The 19,247-nt window shown below is 38.3% G+C and carries 17 protein-coding genes and 2 riboswitches; of the genes, 10 read left to right on the top strand and 7 right to left on the bottom strand.

Annotated features, from left to right (window positions below):
* Positions 1-42 precede the first annotated feature (42 nt).
* Positions 43-1,206 (bottom strand): aminotransferase-like domain-containing protein, encoded by a 1,164-nt coding sequence (locus tag T479_RS13360; RefSeq protein WP_024361126.1) that lies wholly within the window; start codon positions 1,204-1,206, stop codon positions 43-45.
* Between the two features lie 126 nt (positions 1,207-1,332).
* Between T479_RS13360 and T479_RS13355 the strand changes: the two genes are divergently transcribed.
* The 4 genes from T479_RS13355 (at position 1,333) to T479_RS13340 (ending at position 6,070) form a co-directional block, all read left to right on the top strand.
* Positions 1,333-2,736, top strand: a complete 1,404-nt coding sequence (locus T479_RS13355) for an aminotransferase-like domain-containing protein (protein WP_025219898.1) — start codon at positions 1,333-1,335, stop codon at positions 2,734-2,736.
* Positions 2,737-2,954: 218 nt separating this feature from the next.
* On the top strand, positions 2,955-3,419 hold the full coding sequence (locus T479_RS13350; protein ID WP_025219897.1) for an N-acetyltransferase: 465 nt from the start codon (positions 2,955-2,957) through the stop codon (positions 3,417-3,419).
* Between the two features lie 23 nt (positions 3,420-3,442).
* Entirely contained in the window at positions 3,443-4,630 is a 1,188-nt protein-coding gene (argJ, locus tag T479_RS13345; protein ID WP_052599504.1) for a bifunctional glutamate N-acetyltransferase/amino-acid acetyltransferase ArgJ, read from the top strand.
* A 207-nt stretch (positions 4,631-4,837) separates the two neighbouring features.
* The gene (locus T479_RS13340) at positions 4,838-6,070 is read left to right on the top strand and encodes a DNA polymerase IV (RefSeq protein WP_025219896.1); all 1,233 of its coding nucleotides are present in this window, start codon (positions 4,838-4,840) and stop codon (positions 6,068-6,070) included.
* A gap of 41 nt (positions 6,071-6,111) precedes the next feature.
* Here the strand turns inward: T479_RS13340 and T479_RS13335 are convergent, their stop codons facing one another.
* Positions 6,112-6,660 (bottom strand): GNAT family N-acetyltransferase, encoded by a 549-nt coding sequence (locus T479_RS13335; RefSeq protein ID WP_025219895.1) that lies wholly within the window; start codon positions 6,658-6,660, stop codon positions 6,112-6,114.
* Positions 6,661-6,857: 197 nt separating this feature from the next.
* Between T479_RS13335 and T479_RS13330 the strand changes: the two genes are divergently transcribed.
* Entirely contained in the window at positions 6,858-7,103 is a 246-nt protein-coding gene (locus T479_RS13330) for a YkuS family protein (protein ID WP_024361120.1), read from the top strand.
* 177 nt (positions 7,104-7,280) lie between these two features.
* Entirely contained in the window at positions 7,281-7,721 is a 441-nt protein-coding gene (locus tag T479_RS13325) for a GNAT family N-acetyltransferase (protein ID WP_025219894.1), read from the top strand.
* A 360-nt stretch (positions 7,722-8,081) separates the two neighbouring features.
* Here the strand turns inward: T479_RS13325 and T479_RS13320 are convergent, their stop codons facing one another.
* The 5 genes from T479_RS13320 to T479_RS13300 all read right to left on the bottom strand — a co-directional run bounded on the left by T479_RS13320 (position 8,082) and on the right by T479_RS13300 (position 14,603).
* The gene (locus tag T479_RS13320; RefSeq protein ID WP_025219893.1) at positions 8,082-11,603 is read right to left on the bottom strand and encodes a S8 family peptidase; all 3,522 of its coding nucleotides are present in this window, start codon (positions 11,601-11,603) and stop codon (positions 8,082-8,084) included.
* 370 nt (positions 11,604-11,973) lie between these two features.
* Positions 11,974-12,810 (bottom strand): energy-coupling factor ABC transporter ATP-binding protein, encoded by an 837-nt coding sequence (locus T479_RS13315; protein ID WP_025219892.1) that lies wholly within the window; start codon positions 12,808-12,810, stop codon positions 11,974-11,976.
* Complete coding sequence (gene cbiQ, locus T479_RS13310; RefSeq protein ID WP_024361116.1) at positions 12,803-13,579, bottom strand: cobalt ECF transporter T component CbiQ; 777 nt, start codon at positions 13,577-13,579, stop codon at positions 12,803-12,805. The genes T479_RS13315 and cbiQ overlap by 8 nt, the downstream gene beginning before the upstream one ends.
* A gap of 3 nt (positions 13,580-13,582) precedes the next feature.
* Positions 13,583-13,855 (bottom strand): energy-coupling factor ABC transporter substrate-binding protein, encoded by a 273-nt coding sequence (locus T479_RS13305; protein ID WP_024361115.1) that lies wholly within the window; start codon positions 13,853-13,855, stop codon positions 13,583-13,585.
* A gap of 1 nt (position 13,856) precedes the next feature.
* Positions 13,857-14,603 carry an energy-coupling factor ABC transporter permease gene (locus T479_RS13300; protein ID WP_025219891.1) on the bottom strand — a complete coding sequence of 249 codons (747 nt, stop codon included), beginning with the start codon at positions 14,601-14,603 and terminating at the stop codon, positions 13,857-13,859.
* A gap of 143 nt (positions 14,604-14,746) precedes the next feature.
* A riboswitch (cobalamin riboswitch) is annotated at positions 14,747-14,930 on the bottom strand.
* A 256-nt stretch (positions 14,931-15,186) separates the two neighbouring features.
* Positions 15,187-15,366: riboswitch (cobalamin riboswitch) on the top strand.
* A gap of 136 nt (positions 15,367-15,502) precedes the next feature.
* On the opposite strand from T479_RS13300, the gene T479_RS13295 reads away from it, so the two are divergent.
* From T479_RS13295 to cobK, 4 genes are read left to right on the top strand one after another with little or no spacing between them, the layout of a single operon-like run.
* The gene (locus T479_RS13295) at positions 15,503-15,874 is read left to right on the top strand and encodes a (2Fe-2S) ferredoxin domain-containing protein (protein ID WP_024361113.1); all 372 of its coding nucleotides are present in this window, start codon (positions 15,503-15,505) and stop codon (positions 15,872-15,874) included.
* Between the two features lie 3 nt (positions 15,875-15,877).
* Positions 15,878-17,548, top strand: coding sequence for a precorrin-3B C(17)-methyltransferase (gene cobJ, locus T479_RS13290; RefSeq protein ID WP_024361112.1), 1,671 nt, complete (start codon positions 15,878-15,880; stop codon positions 17,546-17,548).
* 14 nt (positions 17,549-17,562) lie between these two features.
* Complete coding sequence (locus tag T479_RS13285) at positions 17,563-18,483, top strand: sirohydrochlorin chelatase (RefSeq protein ID WP_025219890.1); 921 nt, start codon at positions 17,563-17,565, stop codon at positions 18,481-18,483.
* Positions 18,480-19,241 carry a precorrin-6A reductase gene (cobK, locus tag T479_RS13280; protein ID WP_024361110.1) on the top strand — a complete coding sequence of 254 codons (762 nt, stop codon included), beginning with the start codon at positions 18,480-18,482 and terminating at the stop codon, positions 19,239-19,241. Before T479_RS13285 ends, cobK begins: the two co-directional genes overlap by 4 nt.
* The last annotated feature ends 6 nt before the right edge of the window (positions 19,242-19,247 follow it).

Genomic DNA, 19,247 nt, shown 5'->3' with positions numbered 1-19,247 from the left:
TCGGATGTGCGCTTATGGATAGCGCTCATCCGATTTTTTTACTTATAAAATGCTGCCTAAACGTTTAATGCCTTCACGAATAATGTCAGGTGTTGCATTTGTATAGTTCAGACGCATCGTGTTTACACCTGTTTTTGACGTATAGAAGGGATCGCCAGGAACGAAAGCGACCTTTTGTTCCATTGCTTTATTAAAGACGTCCAAAGCTGCGACACCGTTATTCATTGTCGCCCAAATAAACATCCCACCATCTGGACGAGTGTATTCAACATGTGCAGGGAAGAATTCCTGCATCGCATCTAGCATTGCATCAGATTGATTTTTATATAAAGCAATGATTTTTTTTACGTGTTCTGTATAATCATTATTTGCTAAGTAATCATAAATCACATATTGTGAGAAAATGTTTGTGTGTAGGTCAGTTGCTTGCTTTGCTGTTTCAATATGTTTCATTAACACTTTGTTTTTCGTAATAATAAAGCCAAGGCGCATACCTGGTGTAACTGTTTTAGAGAAAGAACCTAGTAAAATACTATTTTCGAGTTTTCCGGCACCGATATAAGGAAGTGGTTCACCTTGGAAGCGTAGTTCTCCATATGGATCATCTTCAATTAATGCTACGTCGTATTTAGCAATAATGTCATATATTTGTTGACGTTTTTCCTTTGAATACGTAAGACCGGTTGGATTTTGGAAGTTAGGTACTGTATAGATGAATTTTACGTTTGGCTGCTGTAACGCATTCTCTAATTCTTCTAAATTAAGGCCATCGTTTTCAAGGGTTACACCATAGAAATTAGGCTCACTTAATGTGAAGGCTTGAATCGCGCCTAAATAGCCTGGTTCCTCAATGACAATGCCGTCCCCTTTATTAATAAGTACTTTACCAATCAGTTCAAGCGCTTGCTGTGAACCAGTTGTAATCAATATATCATCTGCACTAATATCTAACCCATGAACACGTTTGTATTTAGCTGCGATGTATTCACGTAAAGGTGCATAGCCTTGTGTAGATGAATATTGGAATAATCGACTGCCATTTTCACGAATCGCATGGTCAACAGATGCTTTTAATGCATCGATTGGGAAAGAGATGGGGTTTGGTAGCCCACCTGCAAAGGAAATGACATCCTCGGCATCCGTTACTTTTAAAATATTACGGATGAATGAAGATGGTGTGTTTAAGATTCTTTCAGAATATTGCATAATTTTATCGGTCCCTTTTTCTGATTTTTTAAAAATTATAGCATTGTAATCATTTGCATACAATATTATGATTGTATGCAAGACAATTATATATTGTATGCAAATCCAAAAGAAAGGGGTTAAAACATGCCGTTTAACTCATTTGATGAATACCCAATGAGCTGGAAGCCCAATATAAGCAATATTTCTGCGCCAATCTATATCGCAATTGCAGAGCAGTTAGAGCAGGATATTAAGGAAGGCGTTTTATTGCCAGGGACTAAGTTGCCACCACAACGAGAACTGGCTGATTTTTTAGATGTCAATTTAAGTACAATTACACGAGCGTTTAAGCTGTGCGGACAAAAGGGATTAATTTATGCCTCCATCGGGAGTGGTACATTTGTTTCTTCTGATGCAGCGGCAAATAAAATTTTATTACCGACAAGTAATGCTGGTCATTTAATCGAGTTAGGTTCGGTCTTACCAGATGCGTATGCAAATGAAGAAATAACACGTTATATGAAGAAAATGCTGAATGATTCTAATGTTAGCAAGTTATTTCAATATGGTCGACCAGAAGGGAATGCATGGCAAACTGAAGCAGCAGCAAAACTTTTAGAAAAGGTTGGATTTCAAACGGATCAACCAATATTGCTTGGTGCAGGAGGTCAAAATGCAATTGTCGGCACATTAGCCGCTTTATTTCATCCAGGAGATCGTATTGGAACAGATCCTATTACATATGCAGGAATCAAAACGGCAGCCAATATGCTTGGTATTCAACTAGTTGCCATTCAGCAAAAAAATGGAGAGATGACAAAAGAAGGACTATTGTATGCTTGTAAAAATGAACATATTAAAGGTCTTTATGTGATTCCAGATTTTCATAACCCTACAACCCATACAATGTCTTTGGAAACAAGAAAAATGATAGCAGAAGTGGCAAGGCAAAAAGGATTGATCGTGATAGAGGACGCCATTTATAGCTTTTTGAAGGAGCAACCACTAGCGCCAATCGCCTTTTATGCACCGGAAAAGGTAGTGTATATTGCCAGCGTGTCCAAAACGATATCACCTGGTTTAAGGTTATCCTTTATTGTGACGCCTAGTGCATTAAGAAAGAAAATTATTGAAACACTATATAATATCAATATTTCGGTATCACCTGTTATGGTGGAGCTTACAGCAAGACTAATTCAAGATGGTGTCGCGCAAACGATATTAGAGAAACATCGCTTATATGCTAAACAACAAAATGCGCTTGTGAATCAGTATTTAGGTGAATACAATATTTTAGGTGATGCTGAATGCATGTTTAGATGGCTTCTATTACCGAAAAAATTTACAGGTGTGCAGTTTGAATTACTTGCTTCGAAAGCGGGCGTCCAAGTCTATGCAGCAGAACGTTTTGCAGTAGGTAATGCCAAACCAGTAAATGCTGTACGGTTGGCAATTACGGCACCAGAAAATAGCACACAGCTTGAGCAAGCTTTAACGGTGTTAAAGGAATTGCTTGAAAGTGATGGTGACTACGCGTTTGTAGATTAACAGTGAATGAGTTGAAGGGAGAAGTGTTAGATTGCATGCAATCTAACACTTTTTTACTGTTGAGCGTAACAGCGCGGTTTCCAAAAGTTTACCCGCGAATCATAAACTTTTACCCGCGCTTCAAATATTCTGTAAATTTTCACAAAAACAAATTGCATTTTAAATCAGTTTAGTGCATATTTATAACATATTAATTTTTTTAGAAGAAGGAGAAATCTATGAAAATATATAATGCTACAACAGCTGATGTTACACCTGTCTATGAACTAATCAAAATTTACGCAGATAAAGAGATTGTATTACCTCGTTCCTTATTATCAATTTATCAACAGTTACAGTGTTTGTATGTTGTTAAGGACAATGCTAAGGTTGTTGGGGTAGCAGGGCTACATGTCTTAGGGCAAGATTTAGCAGAGGTTCGTTCCTTAGTCGTAGATCCAGATTACCAACAAAAAGGAATCGGTCGAATGTTAGTGGAACATATCATTCAGGAGAGTCCCAAATTAGGGGTGGAAAGATTAATATCCTTAACATATCAAGTAAAGTTTTTTTCAAAACTGGGATTTCAAATTGTCAAAAGAGATGATTTGCCAGAAAAGGTTTGGACGGATTGCGTGAATTGCCCAAAAATTAATAATTGCGATGAAGTAGCGATGGTTAAATATTTGGAAACTGCAGACTAAAAGTTGAAAAGGAGGAATAGGCAATGCAAGAACTAGGGAAAAAAGAAAATGATATGCAAACAATGATGCCGAAAGGATTTTATACTTGTGTGAAGAACCTCGGTATTAAAGATGAAACGCTAGACTTCACGGTTATTATGTCATCTACTGTAGCAAACGCAGCTGCTATGTTTACGCAAAGTAAATTTTGTGGTGCACCTATCCCCATTGGTAAGGAAAATGTTGCAAACGGTAAATTACAATGTTTTGTCATTAACAGTAAAAATGCGAACGTCGCAACAGGGGAAGAAGGGATTCGCAATGTTCAAGAAATTGTCAACTTGGTCGCACAAGAGTTAGCAATTGCACCTGAAAATATTTTACCTTCTTCAACTGGTGTAATTGGGCATCAATTACCAATGGATAAAATAAAAAATGGAATCATCAATCTTAAAGAACAGTTAGTAGAAGGAGGCTTAGAAAAATCAGCACAAGCAATTATGACGACAGATACTTATCCAAAATGTAAAATATGCAAAGTCGGTAATGCTACACTAGTTGGTATTGCAAAAGGTTCTGGCATGATAGAGCCGAATATGGCTACGATGTTATCCTACTTTGTAACAGATGCAGAAATTCCAGCCGCGACTTTACAAACAATTTTTAAAGAAGCCGTGAATCATTCATTTAACATGGTTAGTGTCGATACCGATACGAGTACAAGTGACACAGTAGCCATTATGGCGAATGGATTAGCAGGAAAAGTGGATATCAAGCAATTTACTGAAGCGTTAAATAATATGAGCATTGACTTGGCAAAAGAAATTGCCCGTGATGGGGAAGGCGCTACAAAATTAGTTGAAGTCACTGTCAATGCGTCATCGAGCTTTGCACAAGCAAAAAAAGTGGCTAAAAGTATTGTGAATTCGCCACTCGTGAAAACCGCTATTTTTGGAAAAGATGCCAATTGGGGACGTATAGCCATGGCGATTGGTAAATGTGAAGATGAAGTAGACCTTAATCCTGAAAACATCTCCATCTATTTTGGTGAAACGTTAATTTATCAAGGGAAACCAATCGATACCGTCGATTTATCTGTCATCCAAGAGTATCTTGAGAATTCTGAAATCCAGATTAAAGTATCTCTCGGATTAGGCAAGGAAGAAGCTACTGTATGGGGTTGTGATTTGTCCTATGACTATGTGAAAATTAATGGTTCCTATACAACATAAAATAACAGTGCAGCTATTGTGCAATCATTGTACAGTACCTGCACTTTTTTTGTCGCAAAAAATGCAAGTGGGTGAAAAAAGGAACAAAAGTTCTTATATGTGATAAACTATAGAAAAAGTTTAAATTGAAGGATTAACATGACGAAGAAACGATACATTCTTTCTTTTAAAAATGTATGTAGATAATAATTAATGAGGTGAGAGAAAATGCATAAAGGAAGAATTATTTTGCATATTGACCTAAATTGCTTTTATGCCTCAGTGGAACAAATTTACGATCCCTCATTAAAAGGAAAACCAATCGCCATTGCAGGTAATCCAAAAGAGCGTAGAGGTATCGTGATTACATGTAGCTATGAAGCTAGAAAAAGTGGTGTTTATACAACGATGAATGTTGGTGAGGCAAGAAGAAAGTGTGCCGATTTAATTGTTCTGCCACCGAATTTTGAGCGATATCGAGCAGCTTCAAAAGCATTTTTTAGCTTATTGAAAGAATATAGTGAAATTCTTCAACCAGTTTCTATTGATGAAGGGTATATGCAATTGCCGATGGTAGAAGGTCAAAATGTAATGGGCCTTATACAAGGCATACAAGACCGCATTTGGAACGAACTACAATTGCCTTGTTCAATAGGTGTTGCACCGAATAAGTTTTTAGCGAAAATGGCAAGCGATATGAAAAAGCCGATGGGAATTACCATATTACGTAAGCGTGATGTACCATCAATACTGTGGCCATTGAATGTCATAGAAATGCATGGAATTGGGAAAAGCACAGCCGAGAAGTTGAAAAAGTTGGGTATACAAACAATTGGAGAATTAGCTGTGGCGGATGAACGGCTATTAAAGCAACAATTTGGCATCAATGGTGTTCGTATGAAACAGAAGGCGAATGGTGAGGATGATCGACCTGTTGATCCCGAGGCAATATATGATACGAAAAGTGTAGGGAACTCGACAACACTTTCGCACGATACGACGGATAGAGGTGAATTATATAAGCTTATTACTACACTTTCTGAAAAGGTAGCGGATCGATTAAATGCTAAAAAACTTGCTGGCGTCACGGTGAGTATTTTAATCCGTACAGCTAATTGGAAAACCTATACGCGCAGTAAATCGGTCAACAATGCTATTTATTTAAAAGAAGATATTATTGAACACGCATGGAGCCTTTTTCAAAAACATTGGAATGAGGAGCCTGTCCGATTATTAGGCGTAACCATTTCGAATGTCAGCAATATGAAAGAAATGACACAGCAATTAACATTTTTTAATTTTGAAGAGCATATCAAAGAGGAGCCAATTTTAAAGGTAGTGGATGAGATAGAAGAACGATTTGGCAAAGGCATCATTAAACGAGGAGCAGATATTGCAAAACGATCATCTTTTCAATCACAGACGAGCTTTAGTAAAGATTTTTTAGATGATCTTAAATAAGGTGGCTTACGTTTTTATGACGTAAGCACCTCGTTTGCCCTTTATTCTTTTGGGTTAATAATCCCGTAAAAAACAATATCTTCAAATGTATTATTTTTATAAATATGATCTTTTAAAGTACCTTCATATCGCATACCACACTTTTCCATAATCTTACCAGAAGCGGGATTTGATTTAAAATAGCGAGCATAAACACGATGATAGTTTTTCTCTGTAAATACAAAATCAATTAGTGCTTTAGCGGCTTCGGTTGCATAGCCATTGCCCCAATGCTCTTCACCAATCCAATAGGCAATTTCACCATTTTTATATTGTGAATGATTGGAAATACCGATTGCCCCATATAACTGTCCACTTTGTTTGTCTGTTATAGCAAATTCATACATAGTATCTAGATCATAATGCTTTTCATGATTTGCGATCCATGTGAGTGCACATTCTAATGAATAGGGATAAGGTAAATTTAATGTGCTTTTATAGATATTATAATTATTACAATAATTGCTGACTGCTTGTGCATCTGATTCCTGAAATAGACGAAGCAGTAAGCGCTCTGTTTCTATTGTTTTGGCCGTTTTACTATAGATCATGTTTATCCTCCCATCCTGTTAGTGATTAAAGCTTAAAACTTTTTTACAGTATATCATGTGGAATTGGATTATATGTATATTGTTAGGTGATTTTGTAGCTATCTGAAGCCTGTGTTATTTGTACATAATAAAATATAAAATAAGTGAATAATTAGGTAACCTATATGGCACATTAACATATAGGAGGTGGAAGAAGAATGTCTAAAATTATTGGTGTTGAACAATCATTATCAAACGTAGAAGATGCTTTAAAAGCAAAAGGGTATGAAGTGATTCAGCTTCGTAATGAAGCAGATGCAAAAAAATGTGATGCTTGCGTAATTACAGGACAAGATAGAGATGTCATGGGCATTAGTGATCCTATTATGGCAGGTCCTATTATCGATGCAGCTGGGCTTTCCGCTGATGAAGTAATACAACGTGTAGATCAATATTTCCATTAAAGAAAGGGTGCTATTTTTGAAGTCCTTCGTGACCTCAAAGGTGGCACCTTTTGAATGTTGTATAGGACTAGTGAGGTACTATTGACAATATCTTTATCCTATCATTTCCTTTATAATGAACACTAGCTACATACATTTTAAGACCATCATGGGTAGACATAAGGGGAGAAGAATGAAATGGAAATACTTCACGCAACAATGGATGAATTAGAAGATGTAACAGTGCTATTTGATGAGTATCGGCAGTTTTATGGACTAGAATCGGATATTAGTAGTGCCAAAGCATTTATCCAATTACGGATGGCTTTAAAAGAATCCATTATTTTTATTGCTGTGGAAAATGGGAAATCAATAGGGTTTGCACAACTGTACCCAACGTTTTCTTCTATCGCATTACAGCGTGCTTATATACTAAATGATATCTATGTAACGGATGAAGCGAGGGGCCAAGGGGTAGGCACAGCATTGATGGAAAAAGTGTTTCAATATTGTGAGCAGCAATCGGCACGTTATGTGACACTGCAAACCGCTGCTGACAATGTACATGCGCGTAAATTATATGAAAATTTGAATATGATACAAGATCAATATTGTAATTATGTAAAGTATTTTGGTTAAATGAATGGTAATTATGAAAAGTGGCTGGGACATAACTAAAAAAATTTAAGAAACAGACGAAAGGTGTTCATAATTTTTTGCTATATGGAGACCTTAGCTATTCTTGCTTTTGCAATTTGAAAAATTAGAAATGTTTACTAGTTGTTGGTAGCGAAGGCGGTGACTCCAGCGGGAACAGCACATAATGTTAGACGCAACAGACCGCGCGTAGCGAGGGTTGCGGCTTACGGTGTGCCCGCGGAAAGCACCGTCGTAGCGGACAACAACGGCATAGCAAAAAAGTGTTAGATTGATTAGGTTCAATCTAACACTTTTTCTCTTTTGTCCCAGCCTCTTTCTATTGACAGAAAGGTAATGCATTTACTGTATTGCCAGTGTATACGGTTGTGTACTTGCTCGACCATTTGCTTCACTAACTTCAATATAATATGTTCCTGGCTCCAATGGTACGATACCTAGTTCGGCATCATCGGCACCGTAATAATCGATGGTTTTTACTGTGCGTCCTTTAGCATCAATAATACGGATGACACCATCCAAACCTTTTTCGGTTAGTAAGGTGAACGTTACATGGCGCTTACTGTCATTGTAGAATTCAAAATAGTCCTTATCACCAAACGGTACATTTGCGTTGAAATATTGAGTAGCTACCCATTTATCGTCTGTTTTCGTTAGTGAAGATGGCTTTGTAGGTATACCATTGACTAATTTAGAATCCGCATCCTCATCCTTCTTTTTATGGTCAAAGAGCGTTAAATTATATGGCTGAGTCGAAACTAAGCCGTTATCGATTGTATTAACAGCAATAAAGTAACCATAATCTTTTTTAACTTTAAATGAAGTATTTAGCGCAGATGTCCCTGATATACCGAGCAGCCTTTCAAAAAAGCTTTCACCTTGACCAAATGGAATTTCTGTTTGCATTTCATTGCCGTCAATTTGTTTATTACCATTAGTATCTTCAATGATAGAGCCCATAAATTTCAAATCTATTTGTAGCTCTCTTGGTAATGACGTTCCTTGCTTATTTGTATATGGCTCGGAATTGATGAGAAGACTTAATACTGTATCTTCGCCCTGATGTTTGTAGTAGTAATAATTTGTATCATCATAAAAAACGAGTTTATTTTGATAGTTGGTACCAGATTCAATTGAACGGGCATTTTCAGCTGTATTGATTTCTTTATTTTGGTCTTGGGGAATTGCTGCAATTTTATTTGCTTTAAAAATATATGGTTCGGTAGAACGATCTCCGAAATTTAAGACTTTAGCAACATAAGTTTTGCCCTTTTTCAATGCAATTGTCTTGGGATCATTTTCATTGATTGTTATGCCGTAGAGTCGTGAAATAATCGCTGGATCATTCGTTAATGAAGAAATTAGTTGCAATTCTTTCGTTTCCTCATCATATTCTAAAATACTACCAGTTGGTCTTTGATTTTTGCCTTTTTGAAGTTGGAAACTATAGATGGCATCTTCTTGTGGTGTGAAAATAAAATAGTCGATATCCTCATCTGTTTGGAAGTATGCCTTGTATTCTTTACCAATCGTATAAGGAATTGCATGCTCCAAAATTACTTTTGAGTCCTCTTCTTCATCAGATACTTCTATACTTGAAAATAGTTTTTTGTTAAAGTTCTGTTGACGTTTTTTTGTTTTCGATGGAGCAGGTGAGGAAGAATTATTTTCCTCGGCTTCTTGTGTCGGTTCAATTAATGGAAGACCGTCTTCATCTTCAGGTAAATAAACGACTTCACCAGTTAATGTGTAAGGAAAAATGGACTCGTTAATTCTATCGTTTTCTTCATTGTCAATGCCGCCACTTAAAAACATTAAGAAAGACTCGAATGAAGAATCGTTATCACTGTTATTTGTAACGCTAAGGACATATTCTTCATCAGGTTCGACATCGACAATAAGACTAACTCCTTCGCCTTTTGTTTTGCTGCTTAATGCCGAGATTGGGAGGCGTTCATCATCTTCTTTATCGTCACCTTGTTCTGAAGGTTCATGTTCAAAATCTGTTTTTAGATAAAGTTCTAAAGATGCAGTTACACCAGGGATACCAGATAAATCAAATTTCAACGTCGTTGGCTTTGAAACAGTGAATGTGAAATAGTCTTGGTCGCTCTCATGATCTTTAGAAAGCAGTGTATAGTTTTTCCCTTGTGTATTGAATGGGAATTTTTGTATCGCCACTGCTTGATCGATCGTCGTTAAATTATCAATTGGTAATGTGTTTGTTGTTTGAGCTGTAAATGTAAAGTAAGACTTGCCCTTTAAGCTATAGCCTCCATTATGGTCTTTTACACCAATAAGAAGTGTTCCTTGTTGCTCAGCTTTATATAGATAGCCCTCTTGTTGGTTCACGCGCACATCATTTACTTTAATCGGTTCTACATCGCCACTATAACCAGTAGGGTAGAAGTATAAATCAAATGCATAATCGTAATTTTCGGCACCTTTTAAAGATAATTGAGCATATTCATTCGCATTTAAATCAACCTTGTACCATTTTTTCTCTTCTGGAAGCCTAAACTCACCTTTTTCTGTATTTAGAACATTCTTTTTCAGTACTTTGGCGTTATTCAACCGTTGTTCTTTTGTTTCGTTATAGCGTTTAGGTAGATTATTAATATCAAATTGTAGTGCTTTAACAGGATCAACCAGGCCATGTCCATACGTAAGGTCGTAGCCTGGTTCTCCTAAATCTTTAGCAGTCAATTCAAGAATCGCTTCTATTTCATAAGGCTTTAAATTAGGGTATTTAGATTTTAATAGTGCCGCTACACCTGCAACAACAGGTGATGCCATTGATGTCCCACTAAATATAGCAAAAGAAGATCCTTTTTTTTCATCATAAACGGTACTATAAATATCCTCACCTGGTGCAACGATGTCTACTGAAGGGCCATAATTTGAGAAACTTGCTAATTTATTTTGTTCATTTGTAGCACCAACGCTAATAACACCTTCAAAAGAAGCAGGGAAGGAGTATCGATCGGTTGATTCATTGCCTGCAGCGGCTACAATGGTAATCCCATTGTCAAGCGCTTTTTTTACAGCTTCCTCTATTAAAGGAGACTCGCCATAGCCACCAAGACTCATATTAATCACATCTGCTTTTTGTTCGACGGCATAAAGAATACCTTGTGCAATGGCAAAGTCACTAGCGTCTTCTTGTCCGTTAAAGACGTCTATTGGCAGAATTTTGGCATTAGGAGATATCCCGTGCCCACCAATTCCATTATCTTTTGTTGCGCCAACAATGCCTGCGACATGCGTGCCGTGTGGATCAGCAACAGGAGAGTCGGCAGGTTTTACCGCATTATATGGTGGCAGTACTTGCGCTTGCAAATCGGGATGTTTATAGTCTACACCCGAATCGATAACGGCTACTTTTACATCATGATTGCCAGCTAATGCTAGTGCTTTATCAATTTCCAGTAGCTGCAAATGATACATATCTTTTTTCTTTGGATCTACAATAGTGTTAAAGGAATGATATTTGTAGCTTGGGGATACACTTTTTACACCTTTTTGCTTGGCGTAGTAGGAAACAACCTCTGTTAACGATTGTCCCTTTTTAAGTTGGATTACATCGTAACCTAATGAAGGAATGGAGCGAATAACTTTTGCACCTATTTTACTATGTACGTTCTTAGCAAGACCCGAATGTTTCACGATAATCGTATTATCACTAATCCATTCGTTTCCTCCTGTTTGTTGCTTGAACTGCTTCGCTCCTTGTTTGTTGTTGCTAGCGAGCATAGTTTTTACTGATTCTGGGTTCTGTGGTGCTTCAGCAAAGGCAGAAGCAGCAGGAACCAGTAAGGCAGAACATGCTACGACAGCGATTGATTTCATCACCCAGTTTTTCAATTGTTTTTACCTCCTTAAAAAATTATAAACTACAATATTTATAACGGATGGTAAAGAGAAAGGTTTCATACCACAATAAAATTTTTTTACAAGTTTTTTTGTTATAACTAGTATATTGTTTTATAAATGAAAGTTTTATAGGTTTTTTCGCATGAGTTGTTCATCGTTCTTTTGCGGAGTGAAAGACGGAGGAATATTAATCGTCCCGTATGTAACGGTGGGTGTTTGACAACAACACGGTTCGTTGCATACGGGATATGGCAAGGTTGGTAAATATTCATAGATGAGGGTGGTGGCTACTAGATTTGTTCCTTAAGAAGGAGTGTATGGCGACAACTAGCATCTAGTACTCGTTATGCTCGATACGTTCTTAAAGTTGTTCAATAAGTTTGTGTAAATCCTTTTTGGAACGAGGCATTGCTATATTGTCGCCCAATAGTTTTTTTGTTTGTAAGGCAAGCGTCATTTCAAATACCCATGGTCGTTCAAGGTGGGCTTTTTCAAGCAATTCCTCTTGGTAGAACATGTCGATTGGATCCCCATTATAAATGATTTTCCCTGCCTCCATCACGATTATTTGATCCGCCCATTCATAGGCTAAAGCGATATCATGTGTCGCTAATAAAAACGTACGTTGCCCATCTTCTAATTTAGCTAAGTACTGTAAAAATTGTGCCGCATAATAAGTATCTAGCCCAGCAGTCGGTTCATCTAATAGTAAGACGGAAGGTTCCATTGCGAGCACACCAGCCATGGCAACACGTTTCTTTTGTCCGACGCTTAAAAAGTGAATAGGCTTATCAAGTAATGCTTCAACCTCTGTTTGCGCAACAGCCCACGCGATTTTTTCTTCAATTTTTTCGTTTGACCAGCCAAGATTTAATGGCCCAAAAGCTATGTCTTGCTTGACGGTACCAGAAAAAAGTTGATTGTCCGCATCTTGGAAGACGATGCCAACTTGTTGTCGTAATGTTGCTAATGCATTTCTAGAATAGCTAAGCGTTTCGTTACAAAAAGAAATAGTGCCAGCTGTCGGTTTTAAAATACCATTTAAATGCTGAAATAACGTAGATTTACCTGCGCCATTGTGACCAAGCAGGGCAATTTTTTTTCCCTTTGGTATTTGCAAAGTAATATCTGTTAAAGCTTGAGTGCCGTCTGCATAAGCATAAGATAAATGTTGAAGATTAAAATAAAGCTCAGTCATGAGAAATACCTCCATAGATAATGAGGGATACGAAAATAATAACAATGCCTAACCAGTTTTTCTTGTTGTAGCTACTACTTTCCTGCCAATAGACAGCTTCGCCACCGCGTGCCTGCATCGCATTATTTAGTTCGCGACTGCGTTGGAACATTTCGGCAAACAGTGCTGCAATAAGCATGGAAATCGACCGAAGCCATTGCATGGGTGATTGATAACCAAGACGTGCTTGTTGTGCAAGATGAATTTTTTGCATGCTGTTCAAAAAGATAAAAATAAAACGGTATGTTAGCTCTACCAACTCCACAAATAAAGCTGGCAACCGCCATTGCCGTAAGACATAACAAATGGATTGTACGGAAGTCGTTAAAATTAAAAAATATAAACAACTAATACTGCCCAAAACGGTGAAAAACAGGTGCCGCGCTGTTATCAAGCTGTCATTTCCTATAAAAATGGTCCACTGGCTTAGCGAAAATGTCCATAGATGCGCCGGCAAAATACTAGCAGCAGGTGCAATCGAAATCAAAATAGATAGTAAACTGGAGAGCAAGAAAAAACTCGGTAAAAGCAGGAGTTTTGCATAATATTGTAAAGGAATTTTTGCGCCTAAAATGATAAAAGCACTCATTACAAGAAATGTAATGAGTGAAATTTGTTCATCTCTCATGATAAGCGACAATAGCAACAACCCAAGGGAGAACGTCATTTTTTCTAACGGATGAACGGACGCTAGTTTATTCATATAAGCATACTTATCAATGAGTAACATCGTTTAACCTTCTTTATGCTTACCGCGCATATAGCCCACGAAATAGCCAATAAAACCAGCGCCAATAGCGGCTTGTAAGACGAATAATAGACTTTCAATTTCACCACTTGGTGGCTCCCATAAGCTTTCAAACCATGGTTCGTATTCTTTGTTTATTTCACCAATGGCTGCTTCAGCTTCACCATCAGCACCGCCGAATTCAGCGCCTTTTTGGATGAATAGAGGGATGATTGCTAAAAATATCACAATAGCTAATAACAGTAAATTTTTCTTCATGTTAATGTGCCTCCTTTGCAGAGAAAACACGTAAAGCTTTTAATTCGCTTACATTGTATTTTTTTAAGAAATTCATCACAATGACAGTTAAAATCCCTTCACTAATCGCTAGAGGAATTTGTGTTAACGCGAAAATCCCTGCGAATTTCGTGAATGAAGCCATAAAGCCTCCCACTTCTGAAGGGAAGGCAAGTGCAAGTTGAACGGATGTGACAACATATGTACCCAAATCCCCAAGCATTGCTGCAAAAAAGACAGCGAGAGAAAAGGATAGACCGATTTTTTGAGCACCTTTAAAAACAGCATACGCAATCATTGGTCCTACAATCGCCATGGAAAAAGCATTTGCGCCAAGAGTGGTAATGCCACCATGCGCTAATAGTAACGATTGGAATAATAAGACGATTGTCCCAATCACACTCATTGCTAATGGGCCAAACAGGACTGTGCCAAGTCCAACACCAGTAGGGTGTGAGCAACTGCCCGTAACAGATGGAATCTTTAATGCAGATAAGACGAATGCAAATGCCCCTGATAGCCCTAATATCATTTTCGTTTCAGGGTTTTCATCAATTGTTTTGCGAATTGAGCGTAACCCTAAAATAATAAATGGAATCGAAATAATCCACCAAAATATCGCCCATTCAATCGGTAAAAATCCTTCCATGATGTGCATGGCAAATGCTTGTTTTGGTACTAGTAAAAATGCTAGTAGGAAGTAACTAAGTTTCCAAAAAGATAATTTCAAAATCTCTCCTCCTTAAATCAAAATTTTCGAATGTAGCGTGCGCAATAAAAAAAGCACTTCTCCTAATTTAGGAAAAGTGCATAGCTGAAAAAGCAAATAGAATCATCATCTGCTAAGCCGCACACCTATCCTCGTAGGTTGAAACGATCACGTTTTTTTCGGCAGGTCTCCTGGCTTTAGTTCAACGTTTTATAGGTCTTCCCGTCCATTGGACAGTGACATTCTCTATAAAACTCCCTAGTACAGTGGCGGGACCGCGCCGGACTTGAACCGGCTTCCCTTTTAAGCGAAATGGCTACACTTCGCACCGAAAAAAGATGAAATTGTGAGATTTCACGACACAGTGTAACATGTTTTTCCATTCGCAAGCTATCCTTTTTTTATAAAAAAATTTTTTCGTTGTTTGACATTCTAGAAAATTCAGATAAATACAAGAGAATAACGGTCGCTATCAATGAAATACTTGTTGAAATTTTATTAAAAATCTAATAAATGAAAAAGAAATGTTGAAAAGTATGAAAAAAATAGGCTATGATAGAGACAGTTTTTCAATTCATTTTAAAAACTTACAGCATTTCAATTTAATATAGATACATCTATAAGTGCTCGAAAAAGTTCGAGATAATAGGGAAATCGGTGTAAATCCGATACAGCCCCCGCTACTGTAATAGCTGATGAAATCGCAATGCCACTGAAAACTTGGGAAGGCGCGAGAGTAAAAGGAAGCTTAAGTCAGGAAACCTGCTTATTGATGGCATGCAAACTTTTCGGAGGGAGAAGTGAAGCGAGAGCGGATACGTGTATATTCGTTTTTATTTTGGCTTCTACAAAACCTTTACTCTTCGATATAGAGTGAAGGTTTTTTCTTTTTCCTAAAAGTAAATGAGGGGAGAAAAGCAATGACAACTTGGAACTTAGAGGGAATGAAAACGCATCTTTTTATTTGTAATGGCAGTAGCTGCATGAAAAAAGAGGCAGAGGAAATTACCCTAGCAATACGAGATGAAATCGAGAAATTAGCACTTGATAAGGAAATACATACGACAAGAACGCGCTGTAATGGCAGATGCAAAGATGCCTGTGTTGTCATCGCTTATCCACAAGGAAATTGGTATCGTGTGCCATCGGTTGAACACGGAAGAACACTTGTACAAGATTTAAACCATGACTCTTTACATAGTGAACATGTTTTTACACTGAAAGAAGGTACATTACAGCGTACACCGCAAACAACAGCCATTAAAGGCATCGATAAGGTGAAAGAGGGGTAAAAAATGGCGCAAAAAGGAAAGATTTTTGTTGTGGGCTTTGGCCCTGGTGATTTTAACCATATTACGACTCGTGCTGTGGAGGCACTGCAACAAAGTGAATTTATTATTGGCTATAAAACGTATGTTGAGCTTATTCAAGATTTAGTTAGTGCAAAGTCGATTGTTAGTACGGGCATGACAGAAGAAGTTTCACGAGCGCAAGAAGCAGTACGTCAAGCGGAAGCTGGCAATATTGTATCCGTTATTTCAAGTGGAGATTCGGGTGTATATGGGATGGCGGGGCTTGTCTATGAAGTGCTTATTGAGCTTGGTTGGACAGAAGCAACAGGTGTTGAAGTCGAAATCGTACCAGGTATTTCAGCTATTAATTCCTGTGCAAGTTTACTAGGTGCACCGATTATGCATGACTCTTGTACCATTAGTTTAAGTGACCATTTAACGCCATGGAATTTAATCGCCAAGCGTGTGGAAGCAGCAGCTATGGCAGATTTTGTCATCGCTTTATATAATCCAAAAAGTGGTCGCCGTACACGTCAAATTGTAGAAGCCCAGCGAATTTTACTTGAATATCGCTCGCCTGATACGCCTGTAGGTCTTGTCAAGAGTGCCTACCGAGAGCGTCAGGAAATTACGATGACGACTTTAGCAGAGATGCTTGAGCATGATATCGGCATGTTAACAACGGTTATTATCGGCAACTCTTCGACGTTTTTCTATGATAATAAAATGATTACACCGCGAGGCTATCAACGTAAATATACGCTCGGGGAAGAAAAACAGCCTTTACGTCCTCATCAGCGTTTAAGAGAAGAAAATGAACCGTGGGCAATGAACCAAGAAACAGGTACTGCAAGCCATGATTTTGCGGCAGATCCAAATGCAGGACGGATGAAAAGTAATATTGCCATTACGCCTGTATCAACACCGACAAAATCGTCTTTAGAAATGGCAGCAACAGCACTTGCAATGGTGCAGGGGACAACTGCAACAAAAGCCACACCAAAGCTAGTTCAACAAAAAATGGAGTCAATTTTTGAACTAGCTGTTAGCCCTGGGGTAGCAAATAAATTTTTTACACCACAGCAGATGATGGCATTGGCTGAAGTTGTGGGAGATGAAGGCACGATGGAGTATACGCCAGACCATCAAATTCACTTAAAAATCCCAACGACAGAACCACAAGCGATAACAGAGAAGTTGAAAGAAGTAGGGTTTTTACTCTCACCAATTGGGGATGTCTTGTCATTAAAGGCATGTGATTTCTGTTATGGGGAGAAGGCTGATTCCATCCCATATGCAGAAGAACTTCAAGCAAAACTTGGTGGGTTGTCATTGCCGAAAACATTAAATATTGGCTTTAATGGCTGTGGTATGGCGTGTTATCGTGCTGTGTTTGATGATATCGGTATTGTTTATCGCAAAAGTAAATTTGATGTCTTTATCGGAGCAAAGCCAGTAGGTCGAACAGCACACGCAGCACAGCCTGTCGTAGAGGGGTTAGAGCCAGAACAGCTTATTCCGCTTATTACAGCGATTATCGAGGAATATAAGGCAAATGCACATCCAAATGAACGCTTGTTTAAGTATTTTAAACGAGTGAAAAAAATATTGCATTTTACGTATCAAGATATGTCATCCAAAATAAAAGTAGAGCCAGCACCGTGCGGCGACTAGTGAGGAGAAAAGAAATGAAAGCAATTTTATTTATTGGCCATGGGAGCCGTTTAGCAGCAGGAAATGATGAGGTACGCACGTTTATTCAACAATTGACTCCTTCAATTGACGACAGCTATATCGTTGAAACTTGCTTTTTAGAATTTGAAGCACCTAATATTCCAGCAGGTATTGATGCATGTGTAAAGCGTGGCGCTACAGAGGTGTATGCTGTGCCCATTATTTTATTGCAAGCAGGCCATTCAAAAATTCATATCCCTGCAGCGATTGATGCAGCTCGTTTAAAATATCCGGATGTAACTTTTACATATGGGCGACCACTTGGTGTGCATGAAGAAGTGTTAAATATTTTAACAGAACGTTTATCAGGAACAGGCTTGAATATTAAAGAAAAACAAGAAGATACTGCGATTTTATTTATCGGCCGCGGTGGAAGTGATGCGGATGCAAACAGTGATTTTTATAAAATTGGTCGTTTGCTTTGGGAACAGTTAGATGTCCTAACAGTGGAGTGTGCATTTATGGGCGTAACGAATCCCACAGTGGACGAAGGAATCGAACGCTGTTATCGTCTTGGGGCGAAAAAGATTATTATGTTGCCGTATTTCTTATTTACAGGGATCTTAATGGAGCGTATGGAGGGGATGCAAAAGAGCTATGCAGCCACATATGCTGATTTAGACATCCAATTGGCGGATTACTTTGGCTACCATCCAAAATTAAAAACGGTGTTGCTAGATCGTATGGAAGAGGCCATTGCAGGAGACGTAAAAATGAACTGTGATACATGTCAGTACCGTATTAATGCATCGGCATTCGTGGAGCATCATCACGACCATGACCACGACCATGGTCATCACCATCATCATCATGACCACGATCACGATCACCACCACGATCATGACCACCATCATGAAGAGGAGCTAGTGAAATGATTTTCATGTTAGCAGGGACAAGCGATGCAAGAAATCTTGCACTTGCATTGCAGTCAGCAGGCTATGCTGTTACAGCTACCGTTGTCACGGATTCAGCTGCTACAAGTCTGGCACAAGTTGGACTGCCTCATTTAGTCGGTCGATTGACGGCAGAGGAGATGGCTGCACTTATTACTGAACGAGGGGATCGTTTAGTCGTTGATGCATCGCACCCATTTGCAGAGGAAGCTTCTAAAAATGCCATGGCAGCGGCAAAAAGTGCAGGTGTTCCATATATCCGCTATGAACGCGCAAATGAGCATTACGAACATCCACTGATTACAGTCGTTAAAGATTATGAGGAAGCAGCACAATTAGCTGCGACAAAACGAGGCGTCATTATGCTGACAACAGGTAGTAAAACACTTGCTACATTTACAAAGGTCTTGCAAGGGTTAGAACATACTCGTGTCATTGCACGTATGCTGCCTCGCCTTGATAATATGGAAAAATGTGAAGCGCTTGGTGTGGCACAACGAGATATTGTAGCTATTCAAGGACCCTTTTCAAAAGAGTTAAACGAAGCATTATTCCGCCAATATGATGTCACTTTAATGATTACAAAAGAAAGTGGCAAAGTGGGCTCAGTAGATGAAAAACTAGAAGCCGCTCTAGCATGTGGTATCGAAACGATTTTAATAGCACGACCAAATATCCAATACGGCCAGCAATATTCCTCATTTGAGGACGTACTTCAGGCTGTGCAAAACATACTTTAGGAGGCA

The organism is Lysinibacillus sphaericus (assembly GCF_000600105.1).
Taxonomy (GTDB): domain Bacteria; phylum Bacillota; class Bacilli; order Bacillales_A; family Planococcaceae; genus Lysinibacillus; species Lysinibacillus sphaericus.
This window is presented reverse-complemented; position numbering and strand designations above follow the sequence as displayed.